The sequence below is a fragment of the Nitratireductor luteus genome, from assembly GCF_026162365.1.
GTDB classification, from domain to species: Bacteria; Pseudomonadota; Alphaproteobacteria; order Rhizobiales; family Rhizobiaceae; genus Chelativorans; species Chelativorans luteus.
This window is the reverse complement of record NZ_JAOANW010000002.1, coordinates 130919-153653: the sequence shown is the minus strand read 5'-3', so window position 1 is coordinate 153653 and position 22735 is coordinate 130919. Positions and strand designations below refer to the sequence as shown.

At 63.8% G+C, this 22735-nt stretch carries 24 protein-coding genes; 16 read left to right on the top strand and 8 right to left on the bottom strand.

Going from position 1 to position 22735, the window contains the following annotated elements; genetic code table 11:
- Positions 1–36: 36 nt before the first annotated feature.
- From N1058_RS03295 to N1058_RS03260, 8 genes are all read right to left on the bottom strand, one after another.
- Positions 37–1287, bottom strand: a complete 1251-nt coding sequence (locus N1058_RS03295; RefSeq protein WP_265516067.1) for an imelysin family protein — start codon at positions 1285–1287, stop codon at positions 37–39.
- A 149-nt stretch (positions 1288–1436) separates the two neighbouring features.
- Positions 1437–2657, bottom strand: a complete 1221-nt coding sequence (locus N1058_RS03290) for a beta-ketoacyl-[acyl-carrier-protein] synthase family protein (protein WP_265516066.1) — start codon at positions 2655–2657, stop codon at positions 1437–1439.
- 2 nt (positions 2658–2659) lie between these two features.
- Positions 2660–2932 (bottom strand): acyl carrier protein, encoded by a 273-nt coding sequence (locus N1058_RS03285; protein ID WP_265516065.1) that lies wholly within the window; start codon positions 2930–2932, stop codon positions 2660–2662.
- 200 nt (positions 2933–3132) lie between these two features.
- Positions 3133–3627 (bottom strand): hypothetical protein, encoded by a 495-nt coding sequence (locus tag N1058_RS03280; protein WP_265516064.1) that lies wholly within the window; start codon positions 3625–3627, stop codon positions 3133–3135.
- An 80-nt stretch (positions 3628–3707) separates the two neighbouring features.
- On the bottom strand, positions 3708–4328 hold the full coding sequence (locus N1058_RS03275; RefSeq protein WP_265516063.1) for a nucleoside triphosphate hydrolase: 621 nt from the start codon (positions 4326–4328) through the stop codon (positions 3708–3710).
- Between the two features lie 11 nt (positions 4329–4339).
- Complete coding sequence (locus N1058_RS03270; RefSeq protein ID WP_265516062.1) at positions 4340–5026, bottom strand: D-lyxose/D-mannose family sugar isomerase; 687 nt, start codon at positions 5024–5026, stop codon at positions 4340–4342.
- Positions 5027–5102: 76 nt separating this feature from the next.
- Positions 5103–5339, bottom strand: coding sequence for an Lrp/AsnC ligand binding domain-containing protein (locus tag N1058_RS03265; RefSeq protein WP_265516061.1), 237 nt, complete (start codon positions 5337–5339; stop codon positions 5103–5105).
- 37 nt (positions 5340–5376) lie between these two features.
- Positions 5377–6216, bottom strand: a complete 840-nt coding sequence (locus N1058_RS03260; protein ID WP_265516060.1) for an alpha/beta hydrolase — start codon at positions 6214–6216, stop codon at positions 5377–5379.
- Positions 6217–6378: 162 nt separating this feature from the next.
- On the opposite strand from N1058_RS03260, the gene N1058_RS03255 reads away from it, so the two are divergent.
- The 16 genes from N1058_RS03255 (at position 6379) to gndA (ending at position 22684) form a co-directional block, all read left to right on the top strand.
- Positions 6379–8670, top strand: a complete 2292-nt coding sequence (locus N1058_RS03255; RefSeq protein ID WP_265516059.1) for a bifunctional salicylyl-CoA 5-hydroxylase/oxidoreductase — start codon at positions 6379–6381, stop codon at positions 8668–8670.
- Positions 8670–9428 (top strand): SDR family NAD(P)-dependent oxidoreductase, encoded by a 759-nt coding sequence (locus N1058_RS03250; protein WP_265516058.1) that lies wholly within the window; start codon positions 8670–8672, stop codon positions 9426–9428. Before N1058_RS03255 ends, N1058_RS03250 begins: the two co-directional genes overlap by 1 nt.
- A complete protein-coding gene (locus tag N1058_RS03245; RefSeq protein WP_265516057.1) occupies positions 9422–9892 on the top strand; it encodes a MarR family winged helix-turn-helix transcriptional regulator in 471 nt (156 codons plus the stop codon). Before N1058_RS03250 ends, N1058_RS03245 begins: the two co-directional genes overlap by 7 nt.
- Before the next feature lie 2 nt (positions 9893–9894).
- Positions 9895–10707 (top strand): enoyl-CoA hydratase family protein, encoded by an 813-nt coding sequence (locus tag N1058_RS03240; RefSeq protein WP_265516056.1) that lies wholly within the window; start codon positions 9895–9897, stop codon positions 10705–10707.
- On the top strand, positions 10707–11849 hold the full coding sequence (locus N1058_RS03235) for an acyl-CoA dehydrogenase family protein (RefSeq protein WP_265516055.1): 1143 nt from the start codon (positions 10707–10709) through the stop codon (positions 11847–11849). Before N1058_RS03240 ends, N1058_RS03235 begins: the two co-directional genes overlap by 1 nt.
- A gap of 12 nt (positions 11850–11861) precedes the next feature.
- The gene (locus N1058_RS03230; RefSeq protein WP_265516054.1) at positions 11862–13487 is read left to right on the top strand and encodes an AMP-binding protein; all 1626 of its coding nucleotides are present in this window, start codon (positions 11862–11864) and stop codon (positions 13485–13487) included.
- Entirely contained in the window at positions 13484–14683 is a 1200-nt protein-coding gene (gene kynU, locus N1058_RS03225; RefSeq protein WP_265516053.1) for a kynureninase, read from the top strand. The genes N1058_RS03230 and kynU overlap by 4 nt, the downstream gene beginning before the upstream one ends.
- Positions 14680–15513, top strand: a complete 834-nt coding sequence (gene kynA / locus N1058_RS03220; protein ID WP_265516052.1) for a tryptophan 2,3-dioxygenase — start codon at positions 14680–14682, stop codon at positions 15511–15513. The genes kynU and kynA overlap by 4 nt, the downstream gene beginning before the upstream one ends.
- Before the next feature lie 65 nt (positions 15514–15578).
- A complete protein-coding gene (locus N1058_RS03215; protein ID WP_265516051.1) occupies positions 15579–16724 on the top strand; it encodes an ABC transporter substrate-binding protein in 1146 nt (381 codons plus the stop codon).
- 200 nt (positions 16725–16924) lie between these two features.
- Positions 16925–17845: a branched-chain amino acid ABC transporter permease gene (locus N1058_RS03210; RefSeq protein WP_265516050.1), complete on the top strand. Its 921-nt coding sequence runs from the start codon at positions 16925–16927 to the stop codon at positions 17843–17845.
- Positions 17846–17853: 8 nt separating this feature from the next.
- The gene (locus tag N1058_RS03205; RefSeq protein ID WP_265516049.1) at positions 17854–18825 is read left to right on the top strand and encodes a branched-chain amino acid ABC transporter permease; all 972 of its coding nucleotides are present in this window, start codon (positions 17854–17856) and stop codon (positions 18823–18825) included.
- A complete protein-coding gene (locus N1058_RS03200) occupies positions 18818–19567 on the top strand; it encodes an ABC transporter ATP-binding protein (RefSeq protein WP_265516048.1) in 750 nt (249 codons plus the stop codon). The genes N1058_RS03205 and N1058_RS03200 overlap by 8 nt, the downstream gene beginning before the upstream one ends.
- Complete coding sequence (locus tag N1058_RS03195) at positions 19564–20250, top strand: ABC transporter ATP-binding protein (RefSeq protein ID WP_265516047.1); 687 nt, start codon at positions 19564–19566, stop codon at positions 20248–20250. The genes N1058_RS03200 and N1058_RS03195 overlap by 4 nt, the downstream gene beginning before the upstream one ends.
- Positions 20251–20290: 40 nt before the next feature.
- Entirely contained in the window at positions 20291–20704 is a 414-nt protein-coding gene (locus tag N1058_RS03190; RefSeq protein ID WP_265516046.1) for a RidA family protein, read from the top strand.
- A 102-nt stretch (positions 20705–20806) separates the two neighbouring features.
- A complete protein-coding gene (locus N1058_RS03185) occupies positions 20807–21238 on the top strand; it encodes a Fur family transcriptional regulator (protein ID WP_265516045.1) in 432 nt (143 codons plus the stop codon).
- 27 nt (positions 21239–21265) lie between these two features.
- On the top strand, positions 21266–22684 hold the full coding sequence (gene gndA / locus N1058_RS03180) for an NADP-dependent phosphogluconate dehydrogenase (RefSeq protein ID WP_265516044.1): 1419 nt from the start codon (positions 21266–21268) through the stop codon (positions 22682–22684).
- The last annotated feature ends 51 nt before the right edge of the window (positions 22685–22735 follow it).

The window sequence follows — 22735 nt, the reverse complement described above, 5'->3', positions numbered from 1 at the left end:
CCGCGCGCCAAAGGGGAGGCGCGGCCCGTAATCGGTCTACTGGAAAACCGCGTCGGGCGCGTCAAGGCTGTCCGATCCCTCGATGGTCACGCCGGAAAGGTCGAGCGACGCGATGACGCGCTCCAGCGAGCGGGTCTGGTCGACAAGGCCGTCGATCACGGCCTGGACGACCGCATTGCCTTCCGCATTGCCTTCGCCGATCATCTGATCGTAGGCCTCGGTCTCCTCGGCGCGCGCCTTCAGGGCCTCGGCGGCGGCCAGCGTGGCGTCGAGCTTGGCCTCGACTTCGTCGGCAAGCGCGGGATCCTTTTCGCGGACGAGTTCGGCAAGGCTGGCACCTTCGACTTTCTCGCCGCCGACGCGCTCATACTCGCCGAAATAGACGTTCCGGATCCCCACAATGTCGTAGTAATGGCTGTTGTGAGTGTTGTCGGAGAAGCAGTCATGCTCTTCTTCCGGATCGTTAAGGAGAAGGCCGAGCTTCATGCGCTCGCCGGCCAGCTCACCATAGGAAAGAGAGCCGAGACCGGTCAGCATGGCCGTCAGGCCCGCCTGCGGGTCGCCTTCGGTCAGGCCGGTGCGCGCCTCGCCGCCTTCTTCCCAGTTGGCGACCATTTCCTCGAGATCCGCGATCAGCAGTTGAGAGGCGGACGACAGATACTGGGCACGACGCTCGCAATTGGCGCCGGTGCAGTTGGCCGTATCGTAGTCGGTATAGGGGCGCTCGCCCGCGCCGGCCTCGGTGCCGTTGAGGTCCTGCCCCCAAAGCAGGAACTCGATGGCATGATAGCCGGTAGCCACGTTCGATTCGATGCCGCCGGCCTCGTGCAGCGATTGGAGGACCTCCGGCGTGATGGTGGAAGCGTCGATCTTTTCGCCGCCGACGGTGATCTTATCATTGGCGATCACGTTGACCGTATAGAAGTTGTTCGCATCCGACTCCGTGCCGTAGCTGGCGTCGACATAGTCGATCAGGCCCTCGTCGAGCGGCCAGGCGTTAACGCGGCCTTCCCAATCATCGACGATCGGGTTGCCGAAGCGATAGGCCTCGGTCTGCTGATAGGGAACGCGCGCCGCAAGCCAGGCCTGCCGGGCAGCCTCCAGTGTTTCCTCGGACGGATCGGCGACGAGCATCTTGATCTTTTCGTCCAGGGCCCGCGCGGTCACAAGGCTGTCTTCGTAGCCGGCCAGGGCGATGTCCGCATAGGTTGTCAGGGCATCTGCCGGTTCGGCCGCCTGGGCGGCCGTTACGGCTAGACCCGAGAACAGGGCGAGTGCGATCCTCATTTGAATTCCTCCGGAGCAGGGTTGGAGCCAATGCATGCCGACGGGCATGCGGCATTGTTGATGGTTTTCCTGAATTGCCTGATCAGGAAAACCATCTCGGCCGACCTTTAGAGGGAATCGGTTACACCATCAATAGTTGAGTTTAGCTATCAGGTATTGGGGGAAGATTTGACCGCGAGCACGGCATTGGTTCCGCCAAAGGCGAAACTGTTGCTGATTGCCACGCCGACAGGCCGCGCGCGCGCTTCGTTCGGCGTCACGTCGAGATCGCAGTCGGGGTCGGCTTGGCGGAAGCCCGCCGTGGGCGGCACCACATTCTCGCGCAGTGCATTGATGCAGGCGATCAGTTCAATGGCGCCGGAGGCTCCGAGGCAATGGCCGTGCATCGACTTGGTGGAGGATATGGACAGGGTACGCGCATGGCCGCCGAAGACCTGCTTGATCGCCTCCGTCTCGATGCGGTCATTGGCTTTCGTGCCAGTGCCGTGAGCATTGATATAGTCTACCTCTTCCGGCGCGATGCCGGCCTCCGCAAGGCATGCCTGCATGGCCCGCACCGGCCCTTCCACGGTGGGGGCGACGATGTCGGAAGCATCGGCCGACATGCCCGTTCCAGCAAGTTCGGCCAGGATGGTTGCGCCCCGGGCAAGCGCGTGCTCCAGCGTCTCCAGCACGACTATCCCCGCGCCTTCGCCCAGCACCAGCCCCTGCCGGTCGGCGGAGAAAGGCCGGCAGGTGTCGGTCGCCAGCACGCGCAGGGCTTCCCAGCCCTTCATGACGCCATAGACCAGCGGGGCGTCCGCGCCGCCCGCCAGCATGACGTCGGCGCGCCCCAGGCGCAATTGGTCGGCGGCCGCGGCGATGGCGTGGTTCGACGAGGAACAGGCGGATGTGGCGCCGAAGACGGGGCCCTTGAGGCCATGCACCATAGACACTTGGCCAGCCGCCGCGCCCGGCATGACGCGCGGCACGCTGAAAATGCTTGCCCGGCTTTTGCCCTCGAGCAGGATCGCGCGATAGTTTTCCTCAATGGAATGCCAGCCGCATATGCCGACGCCGACGACCGCGCCGACGCGGTGACGGTCGTCTTCGCTGATATGGAGGCATGACTGGTTCAGCGCCTCGCCTGCGGCGATTGCGGCCAGCAGGCTGAATCGGTCCATGGTTGCGATCCGCTTGCGTTCGATCCCGTGGTCGGGCAGCGCCTTGATCTCTGCACCGATCCTTATCTTGACCTCATGCAGGTCTTCGTTTTCCACGGGCCCGATCGCCGCGCGGCCCGCGCGCATCGACTGCCAGATCGCCGGGGCATCCGTGCCGAGCGCGCAGATCCCGCCGACGCCGGTGATGACGATACGCTTTTCGGGCATGTTCAAGCTTTGTCGTTGACCAGTTTGCGCACCGATTCAACAATGTCGCGCACAGTGCTGAGATGCTCCCATGCTTCCGCCGTGTTCATCTCGACCTCTATGCCGAATTCCTCCTCGAGATCGAAGATGATTTCCGTCAGCTCCAGCGAGTGGATGCCAAGGTCGGTCAACGGGGTCGACAGGGTGACGTTCGTGTCGCCCTCGGCATGGGCCTTGATCTTGGCGAGAATATTCTCGCCAATCACATCGGTATGCTGCTGACCGTCAACGCCCATTTCAGGCCCCTCCATAAGTGTATCGGTTCCGTGCCTGCTGCCTGGCCTGGTCACGGGGACGTCCCTCCATTGCATATGACCCCAATCCATGGCGGGCGGCAAGCCTTGCGGGAGGTTATACCAAGGGAGGTGGGCGTTGACCGATCTGACCGGAGGTATCACGCGTCGTGGCAAGGCGCGTCTCCCTTGGTATCGAGAGCCTAACTCTCCTTGCCGTGCACAAATATGGTCACGCTGTTGTCGTCGGCAAACTCGACCGCGATGATATTCCGAAGCATGATCGAGCGGGAATCGACGGCGTGATAAAACATGGCGCTGCCCTCTATGGCCTGGCGCAGGGCTTCGATTTCTTCTTCATGTTCGGAAACGGCATCTTCGACCCGCCCAGCCAATTCGGGGACGAACACGATCTCGAGCGTATCTAGGCTGAAAGCCTTGCGCACCTCCTGGGTGCTTTCCATAGCGTTCTCGACCGCGGTCACGACTCGATCCACCTGGGCTTCCTTGCCCGATTCGGCGGTTTTCACATCCGAACCGACAATCGCGTCGATCGCCTCCTCGCTGTCGAGCCCTTGGGCAAACCCAGGTAGATTGGCGATGGGCGCCACCAGAATGAGCAACGCCATAAGTATCGGCAATGCGCGGCAGGCAGTCTGTTCTCCCGTTCCGGGGGCATATGTCGCCATTGCATCCATGTCCGTCATACTCCTTGAGATTTGTCGGTTGTCCCCGCTAGATGAACGGGGGAACGCCTATGCGGTTCCTGGCCTTGGCTTCACAAGATGATGTCGGGTCGGCGACAATGTGCGATCACCCGGTCGGCATTGGGCAGGTCGTTGGTGGCGACCCATCGCCGCGCATCGTCCTCCGCGCGCCCGTGCCCCCGCCAGCGCTCCAGAAGCCGCCGTTCAAGCTCAGGGCGGGGTACATCCAGATAGCACGAAGCATCGAAGACGCCGGCAAGTTCACGCCACGGCTCTTCATCCAGCAACAGATAATTGCCTTCGACCAATACTATCCGCGTATCGCCGTCCACGGTGGCGGCTGCGGCGCGTGAAAGCTCCATGCTACGGTCGAAAACCGGAATTGCAACCTCTCCGCTTTCTTCCCGCAGGCGGCAAAGCAGTGTGCGCAGTCCCGCGAAATCGAACGTCTCGGGCGCACCCTTGCGCGAGGATAGGCCTTTTTCGCCAAGAACGGCATCGTCATAGTGGAAGCCGTCCATGGGCACGACGGCGCATTTCACGCCTCGCGCGCCGATTTCCTTGCAAAGTTCTGCCGCCATGGTCGACTTCCCCGACCCGGGCGCTCCCGCTATCGCGGCAACGAAGCGGCGTCTGCCTCCGGCCTGGGCAACCAGCCGATCGGCCAGTTCGCCCACGGATGAAAGGCGCATGCTCATTCCGGTCAGGACAGCCATTTGTCGTAGTCGGAGACGAGAAGCCGGTACGGCTCCTCATCCTCTTCGATCTCCGAAAAGCGGTCTATCGGCTCAGCGAAGATATTGTCGGTAAGGTCGTCATTGACGGTGGACACCTCGCCGATCAGCACGTCCGAGCCTTCGCCCCAGAACTCGTGCCAGACGCCAGGCATGAGAGTGACGCTCTCGCCCGGCGAAAGCGATAGCACCTCGCCGGCCTCGAATTCGCGGATGACGCCGTCGGTGGGCACGGCGATGCCTGCGCTGTCGTCGATGGCGCCGTCCGGGGCCGAGGCGTACAGCTTGATGCACAGCGTACCGCCGCCGCGGTTGATGATGTCCTCTGCCTTGATCACATGCCGGTGCATGGGCGAGATCTGGTCCTTGCGGGAGATCATGATCTTTTCGGCATAGAGCATGCCGCGGCCCTGTTGGAGATCGTTGGCATCGCCATTGCGCGCGGTGAAGAGAAAGAGGCCTCGATTATCGAAATCGCCGACACCATAGTCGGTGATGTCCCAGCCGAGCCGCCGCAAGACGATAGCGTCGATCTCGCCACGGCGTGCCTTCATGTCGGCCGGCGTCAGGTTGGCGAAGGGCGGCAGAACGTAGCCGAAGGACCCTATGAACTCTTCCCCCGACCGCAATATCTCGTTCACGCGCGAGCGTTTCATGGTTCTTCCTCATGCAACAGGCCTACCGACCATGGATTTCGTACAGGATCGTAGGCCGCGCGTGAAGGGCTGAGTTTCAGAAGGCTTTGAACGTCAGCGTCGTGAGCGAACGGACGATACCGGGAACGTTGGCGACGTTGTCGTTGATGAATTTGCCCACATCGACCCCGTCGTCGATATAAACCTTCAAAAGGAGGTCGTATTCGCCGCTGGTCGAATAGATTTCGGAGGCGATCTCCCGCTCATAGAGCATGTCGGCGACTTCATAGGTCTTGCCTGGCTGGCAGCGCAGTTGCACGAATACGGGTCTCATCTCTTCCTTCCGAAATTGTCTCGCCGAGGCTCCGCTCTCAGCCCGGATCTGTCAACAGGGCGTCAAGCATCGGGTGATGGGGCGATTTCAAGCCGTCGATAACGTCGAAATGGTGACGGTCCGGCTCCTCGATCGCTACCGTGCGGGCGCCAAGGCCCAACCAGATATTGGCGAGCAATGCGTTCTGGCGGATGAACTCGGCGCGCTCACCAGCGCCGACCCAGCAGATGAGCCGCGTGCCGGGGCGGGGAGTAAGAAGCGCCGGGCTCTCCGTAGCCGCCTCGGCCTCGTCCAAATGCAGTTGCCCGTTCATCCCCGTGCGCATGATCGGGCGCAGGTCATGAACGCCGGAAACCGAAAGGACGGCCTTTACGCGCCGACCGACGCTCTCAGCCAGCGGCGTTGTCTTCGTCACCATGCGGGTGGCCAGATGCCCGCCTGCGGAATGGCCGGAAAGCCAGATAGGCCCGTCAATCCTTCGGGCGGCAGTCTCCACCGCGCGCGCGATTTCCTCCACGATGCCGGCGATGCGGATCTGCGGGCACAGCGTGTAGGAAGGAAGGGCAACCGCCATGCCACGCGCCAGGGCACCTTCGGCCAGATGCGACCAGAAGCTTTTATCGAGCCTCAGCCAGAAGCCGCCATGGATGAAGATGAACAGGCCGCGCGGCGCGTCTTCGGGCGTGAACAGATCGAACCGGTTGCGCGGCCCCTTGCCATAGGCGATGTCGAGTTCCGCACGGCCTGCCGCCAGCATCGCCTCGCGAAAGGGAGATGCCGCGTCGGCCCATGCCTGCGGCCAGCGATCGCCGCCGGGAATGTTGGACGCATTGGCATAGGCGTCGTCCCAATCTGTGATGTATCTTTCAAGCGCCATCGTTCCCCTCCGGTCCCGCTGCTGCATAGCGCCAGGCTCCACCGCTGTCACGCCCGGCGGAAGCCAGAATGCAGCGTTCCGGGAGTTGCTTCAACATTAAAATTTCATACTTGAAATATCTGCGAAGCGGTGCGATGCTTTTCCTGACGAGAGGAGAAGGCGATGAAGATAGCTGTCCTTGGCGGCGGGCCTGCCGGCCTCTACTTCGCAATCTCGATGAAGCTGCGTGGCGCCGATCACGAAGTGACGGTCTTCGAGCGCAACAAGCCGGACGACACCTTCGGCTGGGGCGTCGTCCTTTCCGACGAAACGCTGGATAACCTGGCCGAAAACGACCCGGTGAGCGCGGCCAGCATTCGCGAGCATTTCGCCTATTGGGACGACATCGCCGTCATCCACAAAGGAATGCGCACGGTTTCGACGGGTCATGGCTTCTGCGGCATCGGCCGCATGCGGCTGCTTCTCCTTCTGCAGGAACGTGCCCGCGAACTCGGCGTGGATTTGCGCTTCAGTTCGGAGGTCGACGACCCGCGCCCCCTCATGGCCGAATACGACATGGTGCTGGCCGCCGACGGGTTGAATTCCAAGTCACGAGCGGCGTTCCCGGAAGTGTTCAAACCGGATATCGACGTGCGCAAGTGCAAGTTCGTCTGGCTCGGCACCCATCAGAAATTCGACGATGCCTTCACCTTCATCTTCGAAAAGACCCCGCATGGCTGGGTATGGGCGCATGCCTACCAGTTCGATCCCGATACGGCGACCTTCATCGTCGAGTGCTCTCAGGAGACTTACGACGGGTTCGGCTTTGCCGACATGACGAAGGAAGAGTCCATCGCCGCCTGCGAGGCGATCTTCAAGGATCATCTGGGCGGCCACAGGCTGATGTCGAACGCCAGTCATATTCGCGGCTCGGCGTGGATCAGCTTTCCGCGCGTATTGTGCGAGCGCTGGTCGCACGAGAATCTGGCGCTGATGGGTGATGCCGCGGCCAGCGCGCATTTTTCCATAGGGTCCGGCACCAAGCTGGCGCTGGAAAGCGCCATCGCGCTGGCCGACTACCTGCATTCCGAACCCACGCTGGACGGGGCCTTCGCCAAATATGAGGATGCACGGCGGCTGGAGGTTCTGCGGCTGCAATCGGCCGCGCGCAATTCGCTCGAATGGTTCGAGGAGGTGGAGCGCTACCTCGATCTCGATCCGGTGCAGTTCAACTATTCGCTTCTGACCCGCTCCCAGCGCATCAGCCACGAAAACCTGCGCCTTCGCGATCCCGAATGGCTTGCCGGGGCGGAAGGGTGGTTCCAGCGTCAGGCGGGCGCGGGGAGCAATGTCAGCCGCCCGCCCATGTTCGCTCCGTACCAACTGCGCGGCCTGCGGCTGAAGAACCGCGTCGTCGTATCGCCCATGGCACAGTACAAGGCCGTCGACGGCTGCCCGACCGATTGGCATTTCGTGCATTATTGCGAGCGGGCCAAGGGCGGGGCCGGCCTCGTCCATATCGAGATGACCTGCGTTTCGCCGGAAGGGCGCATCACGCCGGGATGCACCGGCTTCTATAAGCCGGAGCACGAGACCGCGTGGAAGCGCATCGTCGATTTCGTGCATGCCGAGACCGAAGCCAAAATCTGCGCCCAGATCGGCCACTCCGGCCCAAAGGGGTCAACCCAGCTTGGCTGGGAGGAGATGGATGCGCCGCTTTCCGATGGAAACTGGCCGCTTTTGGCCGCATCGCCGGTTTCCTGGTCGGACCGTAACCAGATACCGAAGGAAATGGACCGCGCCGACATGGATAGGGTGCGCGAAGAATTCGTTTCATCGGCGATGATGGCCGAACGCTGCGGTTTCGACATGCTTGAGCTGCATTTCGCCCACGGCTATCTGCTGTCCTCCTTCATCTCGCCGCTGACCAACAAGCGCACCGATGAATATGGCGGCAGCCTGCGAAACCGCATGCGCTACCCGCTGGAAATCTTCGATGCGGTGCGCGCCGTGTGGCCGGACGACAAACCGATCTCGGTGCGCATTTCGGCCAATGACTGGGTTGGCGACGACGGCATAACGCCGGCCGACGCCGTCGAGATCGCACGGATGCTGCAGACGGCCGGCGTCGACATCTGCGATGTCTCGGCAGGGCAGACGTCTAAGCGTGCAAGACCGGTCTATGGGCGCATGTTCCAGACCCCTTTCTCGGATCGCATCCGCAACGAGACCGGCATGGCGACCATGGCGGTGGGCAATATCTACGAGCCGGACCATGTGAACTCGGTCCTGATGGCCGGCCGCGCCGACCTCGTCTGCCTCGCCCGCCCGCATCTGGCGGACCCCTACTGGACGCTTCATGCGGCGGCTCGGCTCCGCGACAAGGGCGTCGCCTGGCCCGATCCATACCTGCCGGGCCGCGATCAGCTTTACCGGCTTTCTGAGAGAGCCGAGCAGATGACGGGAAAGGTGTGATGGCAAGATCGCGCCACGCATTGGTGACGGGCGGCGGCTCCGGAGTGGGCAAGGCCGTCGCCGTTGCGCTGGCCGAAGCAGGCATCGCCGTGACCGCTTGCGGACGGCGGCTGGAGCCCCTCGAGGCGGTCGCGACGGAGCACGAAAACATCCACGCCCTCGTTGCGGACGTAACGGATGAGGCATCCGTGGCAGCGCTGTATGAAAAGGCGGAGGCCGCTCGCGGGCCCTTCGACATCGTTGTCGCCAATGCCGGCACCGCCTCCAGCGCGCCGGCGCACAAGATACCGCTCGACGAGTGGAACCGCATCGTTAACGTCAACCTCACGGGCGCTTTCCTGACCGTAAAGCCAGCCCTGGCCCGGATGAGGGAGCAGGGAGCCGGCAGGATCGTCTTCCTCGCCTCGACCGCCGGCTTGAAAGGCTATGCCTACGTGGCGCCCTATGTGGCCTCCAAGCATGGGCTGGTCGGCCTGATGCGGGCGCTCGCCAGCGAGCTTGCCGCGACGGGCGTCACAGTGAATGCGGTCTGCCCCGGCTTCGTGGAGACGGAAATGCTCGCCGAAACCGTCGCGCGCATCACCGAGAAAACCGGGCGCAGCCGCGAGGAAGCGCGCGCCGGCCTGGCCGCCGTCAACCCCCAGGGCAGGTTCATTCAGCCGGACGAAGTGGCGTCCGCGGTCCAGTGGCTCGTCAGCGACGGCGCGCGCTCCGTGAACGGGCAGACGATTTCGGTTTGCGGAGGGGAAACATGGTGAGCGCTCCACTGACGGCCGAAAGGCCCGGCACGGACAGCAAGGAAAGGCTGCGCCTGTGGATCAGACTGCTCAGGGCATCGCGCTCGATCGAAAGCGAATTGCGTGAGAGGCTGAAGCGGGACTTCGGTTCCACACTGCCGCGCTTCGACGTGATGGCGGCGCTCTACCGGGAGACCGGCGGGATGGCGATGACCGATCTGTCGCGCTTCCTGCTGGTGTCCAACGGCAACGTGACCGGCATCGTGGACCGCCTGGTGGCTGATGGCTATGTGGCCCGCAGCAAGCGCGAAGGCGACCGGCGAACCAGCATCGTGCGGCTGACGGCGGCCGGACGCGAAATTTTCGCGCGGATGGCCGAGGCCCACGAGGCATGGGTGGACGAGTTGCTGGCCGGAGTGGGCGAGATGGAGGCGCGCGAGCTTTCATCCAAGCTCAAGGCGTTCAGAAGCGATTGGGAGGGCTGAACATGACCGCGATGGCAGGGCTGAAGCCCAAACATTTCCTGTGGAGGATGGAGGGCAGCGTGGCCCTCGTCCAACTCGACCGGCCCGACAGGAAGAACCCGCTTACCTTCGATTCCTATGCCGAGTTGCGCGACATGTTTCGCGCGCTGCCCTATGCCGACGATGTCGACGCAGTGGTTTTCCTGCCCAATGGCGGCAATTTCTGCTCGGGCGGCGATGTGCACGACATCATCGGCTCCCTCGTCGGCAAGGACATGAAGGGCCTGCTCGCCTTCACCCGCATGACCGGCGATCTGGTCAAGGCGATGCTGAATTGCCAGAAGCCGATTGTTGCAGCGGTGGACGGCGTGGCCGTGGGGGCCGGCGCGATCATCGCCATGGCCTCCGATATTCGCTTGGCGACGCCGGAGGCGAAGACGGCCTTTCTTTTCACCCGTGTGGGCCTTGCCGGCTGCGACATGGGTGCCTGCGCCATCCTGCCGCGCATTATCGGCCACGGCCGCTCGGCGGAACTGCTTTACACCGGCCGCTCCATGAGCGGCGAGGAGGGCGAGCGCTGGGGCTTCTACAACCGGCTCGTCGAAGCGGGCCAGCTTGAAGCTGAGGCGTTGGCGCTGGCCGCGCGCATTGCCTCCGGCCCTACCTTCGCCCACGGCATCACCAAGACCCAGCTTAACCAGGAATGGTCGATGGGGCTGGAGCAGGCCATCGAGGCCGAGGCGCAGGCGCAAGCGATCTGCATGCAGACCCGCGACTTCGAGCGCGCCTACCGCGCTTTCGTCGAAAAGAAGACACCGGTTTTCGAGGGGGATTGATGCCTGACCGTTCCTTCCTCGACTGGCCTTTCCTGGAACAGCGCCACCGCGAATGGGCGGAGCGGCTGGAGGCCTGGTGTGCCGCCAATCTGCCGGTCGATCATGGCGACGTCGACGCCGCATGCCGCGATCTCGTGGCGAAGCTCGGCAAGGCAGGCATTCTGGAACCGACGGCGCTCGACACGGCAGCCCCCAGCCCCCTTGACGTCCGCGCCTTATGCATCGCCCGCGAGACGCTGGCACGGCACGACGGGCTGGCCGATTTCGCCTTCGCGATGCAGGGGCTGGGCACCGGTGCCATCAGCCTGTTCGGCAGCGACGAACAGCGAAAATGGCTGCGGAAAACCCGCAAGGGCGAGGCGATCTCCGCCTTCGCGCTCTCGGAGCCGCGTTCTGGGTCCGATGTCGCCAATATGGATATGAGCGCCACGCAGGACAACGGTGGCTACGTTCTGTCGGGCGAGAAGACCTGGATCTCCAATGGCGGCATCGCAGACATCTACACCGTCTTCGCGCGCACCGGCGAAGCACCGGGCGCCAAGGGCCTCTCCGCCTTCGTAGTACCGGCCGACACGCCGGGACTGAGGGTCGCCGAGCGCATCGAAGTGATCGCGCCGCATCCGCTCGCGCGGCTGTCCTTCGAGGAGGTGCGCGTTCCGGCCTCCTCCATGATCGGCAAGCCGGGCGAAGGCTTCAAAATCGCTATGTCGGTGCTCGACGTGTTCCGTTCTACGGTAGGCGCGGCAGCGCTCGGTTTTGCCCGCCGGGCGCTGGACGAATCGATCGCGCGGGCGTCAAGCCGCCAACTCTTCGGCGCGCCGCTGTTCGATCTGCAGATGGTGCAGGGGCACCTGGCGGATATGGCTCTGGACGTCGATGCGGCGGCACTGCTCGTCTACCGCGCCGCATGGGCAAAGGATATGGGCGCGCCGCGCGTGACACGCGAAGCGGCCATGGCCAAGCTCTACGCCACCGACCGCGCCCAGGAGGTCATCGACAAGGCCGTGCAGATCCACGGCGGCGACGGCGTTCGGCGCGGACACATCGTCGAGAGCCTTTACCGGGAGATAAGGGCGCTGCGCATCTATGAAGGTGCGTCGGATGTGCAGAAAGTTGTGATCGCGCGACAAATAAAAAAATGAGGGTGAACTCCAATGCTGGGACCATCGGCGCATGTCGATACATTCACGCGGGACAACCTCCCGCCGCCGGATCAATGGCCGGACTTCCTTCTGGAGGGGTTCGATTATCCAGAATATCTGAACGCCGGCGTCGAACTCACCGACCGCATGGTGGAGAAAGGGTTTGGCGACCATGTTGCGCTGATCGGCAATGGCCGCCAGCGTACCTATAAGGAACTGGCCGACTGGACCAGCCGGCTCGCCCATGCGCTGGTCGAGGATTACGGCGTCAAGCCGGGCCATCGGATCCTGATCCGCTCGGCCAACAATCCCGCCATGGTCGCCTGCTGGCTGGCCGCCACCAAGGCTGGGGCGGTGGTCGTCAACACGATGCCGATGCTGCGCGCCGGCGAACTCGGCAAGATCGTCGACAAGGCCGAGGTCGCCTTGGCGCTCTGCGACACCCGCATCAAGGACGAGCTCGTCGCCTGCGCCAAGGGCAGCAGATACTTGAAGCAGGTGGTGGGCTTCGATGGCACCGCCAATTTCGACGCCGAGCTCGACCGCATCGCACTCAACAAGCCGGTGCGGTTCGATGCGGTGAAGACGGGGCGCGACGATGTCGCGTTGCTTGGCTTCACCTCGGGCACCACCGGTGTTCCCAAGGCGACGATGCATTTCCACCGCGACCTGCTGATCATAGCCGACGGCTATGCGAAGGAAGTGCTCCAGGTCACGCCGGACGACGTTTTCGTGGGTTCGCCGCCGCTGGCCTTCACCTTCGGACTTGGCGGGCTGGCAATTTTTCCACTGCGTTTCGGAGCCGCGGCCACGCTCCTGGAAAGCGCGACGCCGCCGAACATGGTGGAGATCATTGAGAAATACCGCGCGACGATCAGCTTCACCGCGCCCACCGCATACCGCGCCATGCTGGCCGCCATGGACGGGGGCGCAGACCTTTCCTCGCTGCGCGCGGCGGTCTCTGCGGGCGAGACGTTGCCGGGCCCCGTCTGCGAGGAATGGCTGCACAAGACGGGCAAGCCCATCCTCGACGGCATCGGTGCGACCGAAATGCTGCACATCTTCATCTCCAACCGCTTTGACGACATGCGCCCGGCTTGCACCGGAAGGCCGGTGACGGGGTATGAGGCGCGTGTCGTCGACGAGGACATGAACGAGGTGCCGCGCGGCGAGATCGGACGCCTGGCCGTGCGCGGTCCCACCGGCTGCCGCTACCTCGCCGACGAGCGGCAGAAGGACTATGTGCGCGACGGCTGGAACCTTACGGGAGATTCCTTCATCCAGGATGAGGAAGGCCGCTTCCACTTCGCCGCGCGCTCGGACGATATGATCGTTTCCGCCGGCTACAATATCGCCGGGCCCGAGGTCGAGGCAGCGCTGCTGGCCCATGCGGATGTGGCCGAATGCGCGGTGATTGGCGCCGAGGATGCCGAGCGGGGCCAGATCGTCCAGGCCCACGTGGTGGTCGCCTCCGGCGTCCCCTGCGACGACGCCACGGTCAAGCGCCTGCAGGACCACGTGAAGGCGGCCATCGCGCCTTATAAATATCCGCGCTCGATCGTTTTCGTGGAAAGCCTGCCAAAGACCGCGACGGGCAAGATACAGCGCTTCCGATTGCGGGAGACACCGACACAATGACAGTGCCCGATCTCTTTCGTGCCACGCGGGCGCTGTTCGAACTGCCGGACGGCGTGATCTATCTCGACGGCAACTCGCTGGGCCCCTTGCCGCGCGCGGCAAGGGAGCGCGTCGCACGCGAGGTGGAGAAGGGGTGGGGGAGTAAGCTCATTCGCGGCTGGAACGAGGCCGGCTGGATCGACCTGCCTGTCACCGTCGGCAACAAGATCGCCCGGCTGATCGGCGCGGACGCGGGAACGGTGGTTGCTGGCGATTCCACCTCGGTGAATCTCTTCAAGGTGCTGACGGCCGCGCTCGCCAAGACAGAGCGTAAGCGTATACTGACGGACAGCGGCAATTTTCCGACCGACATCTATGTCGCCGAACGGGTGGCCGCCGGTCTCGGGCAAGGACATGAGGTGAAGGTGGTCGCGCCGGAGGCGGTCGAGGACGCGATCGGCGCGGACAGTGGCGTCGTCATGCTGACGGAGGTGGACTACCGCACCGGCCGTCTGCACGACATGGCATCGCTGACCAAGAGGGCGCATGCGGAGGGCGCGCTTGTCATCTGGGACCTTGCCCATTCCGCCGGCGCGCTGCCTGTGGATCTGAAGGCGGCCAATGCCGATTTCGCAGTCGGCTGCGGCTACAAATATCTGAACGGCGGGCCGGGCGCCCCTGCCTTCCTTTATGTGCGGCCCGACCATGCCGGGCGCATCGAGCCGTTGCTGGCTGGCTGGATGGGCCACTATGCCCCCTTCGCATTCGAGCAGCATTACCAGCCGGCGGAGGGCATCAACCGCATGCGCGTAGGCACGCCGCCGATCCTCTCCATGGCGTCGCTCGACGCTGCGCTCGACGTTTGGGCCGATGTCGACATGCAGGCGGTGCGCAAACGTTCGACAGAACTTACGGAGCGTTTCATCGCCGAGGTCGAGACACGGTGCCCCGAACTCGAACTCGCCTCGCCGCGCGACCCGGCAAGGCGCGGTTCGCAGGTCTCGTTCCGTTTCGGCGAAGGCTATGCTGCGATGCGAGCCCTAATCGACCGCGGCGTCATCGGCGATTTCAGGGCGCCGGACATCATGCGCTTCGGCTTCACGCCGCTCTATGTAGGCGTCGAGGACGTCATCGAGGCGGCAATGCATCTCGAGGCGGTCATGCGAGGACGGCTTTGGGAGTGGGCGGAATATCAGCGGCGGGAGAAGGTGACATGACGGAGCGCGAACACATGCCGGACGAAGCGGCGGCCGACCTCATGCCCGACATGTCCTATGGCGACTATCTCCGTCTCGACCGGGTCCTCGACGCCCAGAAGCTGCATTCGACGGCGCATGACGAACTGCTCTTCATCATCCAGCACCAGGTTTCCGAACTATGGATGAAGCTCGCCATCCACGAAATCCGCTCCGCCAAGCAGGCAATCGCCGAGGACCGGCTCCGCCCTGCCTTCAAGATGCTGACACGGGTGGCCCGCATCTTCGAGCAGCTCAACAACGCTTGGGACGTCCTGCGCACCATGACGCCCAGCGAATATACGAGCTTCCGCGGCGCCCTTGGGCAGTCCTCCGGCTTCCAGTCCTGGCAGTACCGGGCGGTCGAGTTCCTGGCCGGCAACCGCAACCTCACAATGCTCAAGCAGCATCGCGGTAATCCGCAGGCCATATCCACGCTCGAGGCGATCCTCAGCGAGCCCAGCCTTTACGATGAGGCGCTGCTTCTGCTTGCGCGCCGCGGCTTCGACATCGGCGAGGACGCAAAGCGCAGCGACTGGCGCGACACCCGCAAGCCGAGCGAGAAGGTGCAGGAAGCATGGAAACAGGTCTATCTTGCGCCGGACGATCACTGGGCTCTTTATGAGCTTGCCGAAAAGCTGGTTGATTTCGAGGACTATTTTCGCCGCTGGCGCTTCAACCACGTTACCACCGTGGAGCGCATCATCGGGTTGAAGCGGGGCACGGGGGGAACGCTGGGAGTGTCCTATCTTCGCAGAATGCTTGAAGTCGAGTTGTTCCCGGAGCTCTGGTATCTGCGTACGGAGCTCTAGAACGGCCGGAACCGGCTGGCGAAACGACGAGGAACCAGGAAAGCTAAGACAATGGGAGAAACAGTATGAGAAACATTCTAAAAACCGGCCTCGCGGCATTTGCCGCGGGCACCCTTTCGATTGGTCTCGCTCAGGCCGAGCCGGTCAAGGTCGGCATGATCACCACGCTTTCGGGCGGTGGTGCGGGGTTGGGCGTCGACGTGCGCGACGGCTTCATGCTGGCGGTGAAGCAGGTCGGCAACGACGAGCTTGAAGTGATCGTCGAGGACGACGCGCGGAAACCGGAACTGGCCGTCCAGATCGCAGACAAGATGCTGCAGAGCGACAAGGTGGACATCCTGACCGGCATCATCTGGTCGAACCTGGCGATGGCGGTCGTGCCGAACACGGTGAACCAGGGCACCTTCTATATATCGCCCAATGCCGGCCCGTCGCAGCTTGCCGGCAAGATGTGCAACGAAAACTATTTCAACGTCGCCTGGCAGAACGACAATCTGCACGAGGCCGCCGGCGCCTACGCCAATTCGGCCGGCCACAAGAACGTATTCATCATGGCGCCCAACTACCCGGCGGGCACCGATGCGCTGACCGGCTTCAAGCGCATGTATGAGGGCGAACTGGCGGGCGAGGTCTACACGCAGCTCGGCCAGACCGACTATGCGGGCGAAATCGCCCAGATCCGCGATTCGGGCGCGGACGCCGTCTTCGTCTTCCTGCCCGGCGGCATGGGCATCGCGTTCACCAAGCAGTACGCGCAAGCGGGCGTCGGCGCGCCGCTCATCGGCCCGGCCTTCTCCTTCGGCCAGGACATACTGGGCGCTGTGGGCGATGCGGCGCTGGGCGTCAAAAACACCTCGCAATGGTCCAAGGATATCGACAACGAGACCAACAAGGCCTTCGTCGAAAGCTTTCAGGCCGAATATGGCCGCCTGCCTTCGCTCTATGCCAGCCAGGGCTTCGACACCGCGAACCTCATCCTGTCCGCCATGGAAAAGGCCGACGTGAAGGACAAGGACGCCTTCCGCGCCGCCCTGAAGGAAGCCGATTTCAAGTCGACCCGTGGCGATTTCAAGTTCGGCAACAACAACCACCCGATTCAGGACATCTACGTCCGTGAGGTGGTCAAGGAAGGCGACGTGCTGACCAACAAGATCATCGGCGTCGCGCTGGAGGATCACCAGGACGCCTACGCCGCCGAGTGCGGGATGTAGAAGACTACCAGCCGCCTTCTCCCCGTTCACGGGGTCCGAAGGACGGGTCGAGACCAATGGCTCGACCCGGGCTGGTGCCGGCAGGCGGATGAGGGGCGGCGCCACGGATTGCCAAAGTCGGCGCTGCGCTCAACCTTACCCTCTGCCCGAAGTCGCTATCGACCAGTCCTGATCTTCAAACCGACCAGCGGAACCAGACAGTGTCCACCGCCCTCCTCATCGAGCAAATCCTCAACGGCCTGCAGTTCGGCGTCATGCTGTTCCTGATGGCGGCCGGGCTGACGCTGATATTCGGCGTGATGGGCCTCATCAACCTCGCCCATGGCTCGCTCTTCATGGTCGGCGCGTTCGCATGCGCCGCGGTCGCCGCGGCGACGGGCTCGTTCTGGCTGGGACTTGTGGCGAGCCTGGCGGCCGCCGCTGCCGCCGGGGCGGTCATCGAAATACTGGTCATCCGCCGCCTTTATGACCGCGATCATCTCGACCAGGTGCTTGCCACCTTTGCGCTGATCCTCATCTTTTCGGAGGGAACGCGCTGGGTTTTCGGCTCATTTCCGCTCTATCTCGACATTCCGCCGCTGCTTTCGGGCGCGGTGAGGCTGCCGGGCGGCGCCAGCTATCCGCTCTACCGGCTCGCCGTCATCGGCGTGGGCGTGGCGGTGGCTGTCGGGCTCTATCTGCTGATCTCGCGCACCCGGCTCGGCATGCGCATCCGCGCCGGCGAATCGGACCGCGAGATGATCGCCGCGCTTGGCGTCGACATCCGCACGCTCTATACGCTCGTCTTCGCGCTGGGTGCGGCCCTTGCCGGCCTTGCCGGGGCACTGGTCGGTGCGCTGCAATCGGTGCAGGTGGGGATGGGCGAGCCGGTTCTGATCCTCGCCTTCGTCGTCATCGTCATCGGCGGCATCGGCTCCATCAAAGGGGCATTGATCGGCTCGCTCCTGGTCGGCGTGACCGAGACACTGGGCCGCTTCCTACTGCCGCGCTTCTTCGCCGTTTTCATCGAGCCATCGGACGCCGCTGCGATAGGCGCGGCCATCGCCTCGATGCTGATCTATATCGTGATGGCTCTGGTGCTCGCGGTGCGTCCGCAGGGCCTGTTTTCGGCAAACGGATGAGGCGCGGGATGACGCGAGAAGCTATCGTCACCGCGGTCCTGATCGCCGCGCTCCTGGCGGCACCCTTTGCCGCACAGGCGATCGACGAACCCTTCTACATCACACTGGCCACTCGCATCGCCATCCTGGCGCTGGCCGCGACCGGGCTCAACATCGCGCTGGGGCTCGGCGGACTGGTGTCCTTCGGCCACGCCGCCTTCTTCGGCATTGGCGGCTATGCAGCCGGCATCCTGGCCACCCACGCCTTCAATGGCGAGCCATTGTTCCTCGGCCTGCCTGGCACGAATGATATGATCGTCATCTGGATCGTTGGAGCGCTTGCGGCCGGTGCCGCAGCCTCCCTGATCGGCCTCATCTCGCTGAGGACGTCGGGCGTCTATTTCATCATGATCACACTCGCTTTTGCCCAGATGGTCTACTATTTCGCCATTTCCTGGCCCGCCTATGGCGGCGAGGACGGGCTTTCGATCTATGTGCGAAACGCCTTTCCGGGCGCCAATACGCTGGCGCCGATGCCATTCTTCCTGATCTGCTTCGGCGTTCTGTGTACGGGGCTCGCCGCCTTCCGGAGCCTCATGAATTCCCGCTTCGGCGCTGCTCTCCAGGCCGGACGCCAGAACGAGGTCCGGCTTGCCGCCGTCGGCATCGCGCCGTTCACGATCCGCCTCGCGGCCTTCGTCATCTCGGCGATGCTGACCGCCGTGGCCGGCGCCCTCTTCGCCGACCTCAACCGCTTCGTCAGTCCCTCCATGCTTTCCTGGCACATGTCGGGCGAACTCATTGTCCTCATCATCCTCGGCGGCGTCGGGCGGTTGGGCGGTCCGCTGGCGGGCGCGGCACTGTTCGTGCTGTTCGAATTCGCCCTCGGCGGCATTACCGAGCGCTGGCAATTGTTTCTCGGGCTCGTGCTTCTGGGTGTTGTGCTTTTCGCGCGGGGCGGCGTGATGGGCCTGCTCGCGGGGAGGGCGCGGCATGGCTGAACCCGTGCTCGATATTCGCGGCCTGAAAAAGAGCTTCGGCGCGCTGAAGGCCACCGACGATGTGAACCTCGACCTGAAGCCCGGCGAGATCCACGCGCTCATCGGCCCCAATGGCGCGGGAAAATCCACCCTCATCCACCAGATCGCCGGAACGCTGATGCCGGACAGCGGGGAAGTACGCTTTCTCGGCCGCGACGTCCTGCGGATGGGTGTCGCCGAGCGGGCGTGCCTCGGCCTCGGCCGCACGTTCCAGGTCTCCTCGCTCGCGCCGGAATTTTCCGCGCTGCGCAACGTCATGCTGGCGGTGCAGGCGCGGCAGGGATCGAGCTTCCGCTTCTTTCGTCCGGTGATGAGCGACCGCACTTTGACCGGACCGGCGATGGAAGCGCTGGAACGGGTCGGCCTCCAGGACCGCGCCGCCATTCCGGCGGCCGAGCTTTCCCATGGCGAGCGGCGACAGCTCGAAATCGCGGTCGCCCTGGCGCTGGGTGCGCGGGCTTTCCTTCTGGACGAACCGATGGCCGGCATGGGGCCGGAGGGCTCGCGTGCATTGACCGCCTTCCTGCACGATCTGCGGCACGAAGCGCCGATCCTGCTGGTGGAGCACGACATGGAAGCGGTCTTCGCCCTGGCCGACCGGATTTCCGTCCTCGTTTATGGCCGGGTCATTGCTACCGGGACGGTCGAGGAAATCCGCTCCGATCCGGCGGTGCGCGAAGCCTATCTGGGGGACGCGGCATGAGCCTACTCGAAGTGCAGGCGTTGCAGACCTTCTACGGCAAGTCACAGGCACTCTTCGACGTTCAACTGACCGTGGAAGAGGGCGAGGTGGTGGCGCTGATGGGCCGCAACGGCATGGGCAAGACCACCACCATAAGGTCGATCTGCAATCTCACGCCGGCGCGCTCGGGCAGGGTCCTGTTCGCCGGGCGTCCAACGGTCGGGCTGCCCCCTCATCGGGTGGCGCGGCTTGGCATCGGGCTCGTGCCGGAAGGCCGCCGCTGCTTCGCCAACCTGACCGTTGAAGAGAACCTGCTCGCCGCCGCCCGGCCCGGCAAATGGGACCTGGCGCAGATCCATTGGCTGTTTCCCCGGCTGGCGGAAAGGCGGAGCCAGAGTGCCCGGACGCTTTCGGGTGGCGAGCAGCAGATGCTGGCCATCGGGCGGGCGCTGATGACCAATCCCACGCTGGTCATTCTGGATGAGGCGACCGAAGGTCTGGCGCCAGTGATCCGCAAGGACATCTGGGCCGCCATCCGCACCCTGAAGCAGGAAGGCCAGTCCATCCTGATCGTCGACAAGACCCTGTCGGAACTGCTTCCGGTCGCTGACCGCTGCACTATCCTGGAGCGCGGCCAGACCGTGTGGCAGGGCAACCCTGAAACGATGACCCCCGATATCCAGGAACGGTTTCTCGGCGTTTAGACACGCCAGTACGGTCAGGACAACAGGAAAAGGCACGAAGATGAGCGCCAGCGCTTCACCCCACCAGATACTGAGCCCCTCGGGATGGAAACCCGCCAAGGGCTACTCCAACGGCATCGCCGCCAGCGGCCGCACACTCTATCTGGGTGGCCAGATCGGCTGGACCGCCGACCAGACGTTCGAAACGGACGACTTCGTCGGCCAGGTCCGCCAGACGCTGGAGAATATCGCCGAGCTGCTGCGCGAGGGCGGCGCGGGACCCGAGCATGTGGTCCGGATGACATGGTTCATCACCGACAAAGCCGAATATCTGGCGCGCCTGCGTGATCTGGGCGAGGCCTATCGCGCGGTGATGGGGCGCAATTTCCCGGCGATGAGCGTGGTGGAGGTGGCCGCCCTCATCGAGGACCGGGCGAAGGTGGAGATCGAAGCGACCGCCGTCATTCCCGAATAACGGCGCCATCCGCGGGACGCACGGACCGGGGAACCGGCCCGCTCTTGTGAAGAGCGGGTCTTCGCCTTTGCAACGGCGCGGCAGTTGACGCATATTCCGCCCATGAACGAAACAGCCGGCCCCCAGAAAGACTATGAGCAGGATCTGCGCCGGGCGGGCGTGCGAATCACACGGCCCCGGCAGGTGATCCTGCGCATCCTTTCCAAAACCGACGATCATCCCGATGCCATGGAGATATTCCAGCGTGCGAGCGAGGTGGATCCCAGCATCTCGTTGTCTACGGTCTACCGGACCATGAAGCTGCTGGAGGAAAAAGGCGCCATTCACCGCCATGCCTTCGAAGGCGGGCGGGCGCGTTTCGAACAGGCCGGCGGCGAGCATCACGACCACCTGATCGACATCGACACGGGCGACGTGATCGAGTTCCACTCCACCAGGATCGAAGCACTCCAGGACGAGATCGCCAAATCGCTCGGCTATGACATCGTGCATCACCGGCTCGAGCTTTACGGCAAGAAAAGACGCAAGCGCTGAACCGACAGGCCAAGGGATAGACCAAACATGAGCAAAGCGGATATCGGCTTGATCGGCCTTGGCGTGATGGGCGCGAACCTTGCGCTGAACATTGCCGAGAAGGGATTTCGCGTTGCCGTCCATAACCGTACGGCAGCCCGCATCGGGGCATTTCTGGCCGAAGCGGACACACTTGGTGAGAACATTATCGGCTGCCAGACGCCGGAGGCGCTGGTCGAGGCGATCGAGCGTCCCCGCCCGATCATCCTCATGATAAAGGCCGGCGAGGCGGTCGATGCCCAGATCGAGGCGCTGAAACCGCTCCTTGATCCCCAAGACATCATCATCGATGCCGGCAATGCCAATTTCAGGGACACACAGCGTCGGATGCGGGCGCTGGACGCCGCTGGCCCGGCCTTTGTCGGCATGGGCATATCGGGCGGAGAGGAGGGCGCGCGGCACGGCCCGTCGATCATGGTGGGCGGACCGCGTGCCGCCTATGAGCGCATCCAGCCGATACTGAACGCCATCGCGGCGCGCTACGAGGAAGAAGCCTGCCAGGCCTGGCTCGGCCCGGAAGGCGCGGGCCACTTCGTCAAGACCATCCACAATGGCATCGAATATGCCGATATGCAGATGATCGCCGAGATATACGGCTTCCTGCGCGACAGGCACGGCCTGCCGGCAAAGGATATCGCGGCGATCTTCGCGCGTTGGAACGAAGGGCGGCTCAATTCCTATCTGATCGAGATCACGGCGGCGGTTCTTTCCGCCGGCGATCCGCATAGCGGGAAAGCCCTGGTGGACGTCATCCTAGACAAGGCGGGGCAGAAGGGCACGGGACGCTGGTCCGTCATCGAGGCGCAGACGCTGGGCATCCCCGCAACCGCGATCGAGGCAGCGGTCGCCGCGCGTGGCCTGTCGTCCATGAAGGAGGAACGCGAGGCCGCCGAGAAGCTGTTTCCCCAGGATATCGCCCGGCAAGCGGGGCCGGTCACGCCCGAACTGCTTCATACGCTGGAGCAGGCGCTCATGGCCGGGAAGATCGTCGCCTATGCGCAAGGCTTTTCCGTCATGGCGGCCGCCTCGCGGGAATATGGCTGGAACCTGCCGCTCGACACGGTGGCGCGCATATGGCGCGCCGGCTGCATCATCCGCTCGCAGTTTCTGGGCGAGATCGCGCAGGCCTTCGAGGCCGCACCTGAGATCGATAATCTGCTGGCGACGCCCGCCTTCGTATCGCTGATGCGGGAGGCCCACGGCCATCTGCGGCAGGCTGTGGCGCTCGGCGTGCACGATGGGGTCGGCATGCCGGCTCTTAGCGCTGCACTTGCCCATTTCGACCTCCTGCGGCGCGGGCGCGGCACCGCCAATCTCATCCAGGCTCAGCGCGATTATTTCGGCGCGCACGGCTTCGACCGCATCGACGGGCTGGACATCCATCACGGAGATTGGAAGCAGGAATAGAGCGATTCCAGGAAAGGCAGATACCGGTTTTCGGAAAAGACCACGTACCGA

What these genes read in the sequence shown, in the direction of transcription:
- N1058_RS03295 (WP_265516067.1), bottom strand. Translation starts at nt 1,287, where the DNA reads ATGAGGATCGCACTCGCCCTGTTCTCGGGTCTAGCCGTAACGGCCGCC.
- N1058_RS03290 (WP_265516066.1), bottom strand. Translation starts at nt 2,657, where the DNA reads ATGCCCGAAAAGCGTATCGTCATCACCGGCGTCGGCGGGATCTGCGCG.
- N1058_RS03285 (WP_265516065.1), bottom strand. Translation starts at nt 2,932, where the DNA reads ATGGGCGTTGACGGTCAGCAGCATACCGATGTGATTGGCGAGAATATT.
- N1058_RS03280 (WP_265516064.1), bottom strand. Translation starts at nt 3,627, where the DNA reads ATGGATGCAATGGCGACATATGCCCCCGGAACGGGAGAACAGACTGCC.
- N1058_RS03275 (WP_265516063.1), bottom strand. Translation starts at nt 4,328, where the DNA reads ATGCGCCTTTCATCCGTGGGCGAACTGGCCGATCGGCTGGTTGCCCAG.
- N1058_RS03270 (WP_265516062.1), bottom strand. Translation starts at nt 5,026, where the DNA reads ATGAAACGCTCGCGCGTGAACGAGATATTGCGGTCGGGGGAAGAGTTC.
- N1058_RS03265 (WP_265516061.1), bottom strand. Translation starts at nt 5,339, where the DNA reads ATGAGACCCGTATTCGTGCAACTGCGCTGCCAGCCAGGCAAGACCTAT.
- N1058_RS03260 (WP_265516060.1), bottom strand. Translation starts at nt 6,216, where the DNA reads ATGGCGCTTGAAAGATACATCACAGATTGGGACGACGCCTATGCCAAT.
- N1058_RS03255 (WP_265516059.1), top strand. Translation starts at nt 6,379, where the DNA reads ATGAAGATAGCTGTCCTTGGCGGCGGGCCTGCCGGCCTCTACTTCGCA.
- N1058_RS03250 (WP_265516058.1), top strand. Translation starts at nt 8,670, where the DNA reads ATGGCAAGATCGCGCCACGCATTGGTGACGGGCGGCGGCTCCGGAGTG.
- N1058_RS03245 (WP_265516057.1), top strand. Translation starts at nt 9,422, where the DNA reads ATGGTGAGCGCTCCACTGACGGCCGAAAGGCCCGGCACGGACAGCAAG.
- N1058_RS03240 (WP_265516056.1), top strand. Translation starts at nt 9,895, where the DNA reads ATGACCGCGATGGCAGGGCTGAAGCCCAAACATTTCCTGTGGAGGATG.
- N1058_RS03235 (WP_265516055.1), top strand. Translation starts at nt 10,707, where the DNA reads ATGCCTGACCGTTCCTTCCTCGACTGGCCTTTCCTGGAACAGCGCCAC.
- N1058_RS03230 (WP_265516054.1), top strand. Translation starts at nt 11,862, where the DNA reads ATGCTGGGACCATCGGCGCATGTCGATACATTCACGCGGGACAACCTC.
- kynU (WP_265516053.1), top strand. Translation starts at nt 13,484, where the DNA reads ATGACAGTGCCCGATCTCTTTCGTGCCACGCGGGCGCTGTTCGAACTG.
- kynA (WP_265516052.1), top strand. Translation starts at nt 14,680, where the DNA reads ATGACGGAGCGCGAACACATGCCGGACGAAGCGGCGGCCGACCTCATG.
- N1058_RS03215 (WP_265516051.1), top strand. Translation starts at nt 15,579, where the DNA reads ATGAGAAACATTCTAAAAACCGGCCTCGCGGCATTTGCCGCGGGCACC.
- N1058_RS03205 (WP_265516049.1), top strand. Translation starts at nt 17,854, where the DNA reads ATGACGCGAGAAGCTATCGTCACCGCGGTCCTGATCGCCGCGCTCCTG.
- N1058_RS03200 (WP_265516048.1), top strand. Translation starts at nt 18,818, where the DNA reads ATGGCTGAACCCGTGCTCGATATTCGCGGCCTGAAAAAGAGCTTCGGC.
- N1058_RS03195 (WP_265516047.1), top strand. Translation starts at nt 19,564, where the DNA reads ATGAGCCTACTCGAAGTGCAGGCGTTGCAGACCTTCTACGGCAAGTCA.
- N1058_RS03190 (WP_265516046.1), top strand. Translation starts at nt 20,291, where the DNA reads ATGAGCGCCAGCGCTTCACCCCACCAGATACTGAGCCCCTCGGGATGG.
- N1058_RS03185 (WP_265516045.1), top strand. Translation starts at nt 20,807, where the DNA reads ATGAACGAAACAGCCGGCCCCCAGAAAGACTATGAGCAGGATCTGCGC.
- gndA (WP_265516044.1), top strand. Translation starts at nt 21,266, where the DNA reads ATGAGCAAAGCGGATATCGGCTTGATCGGCCTTGGCGTGATGGGCGCG.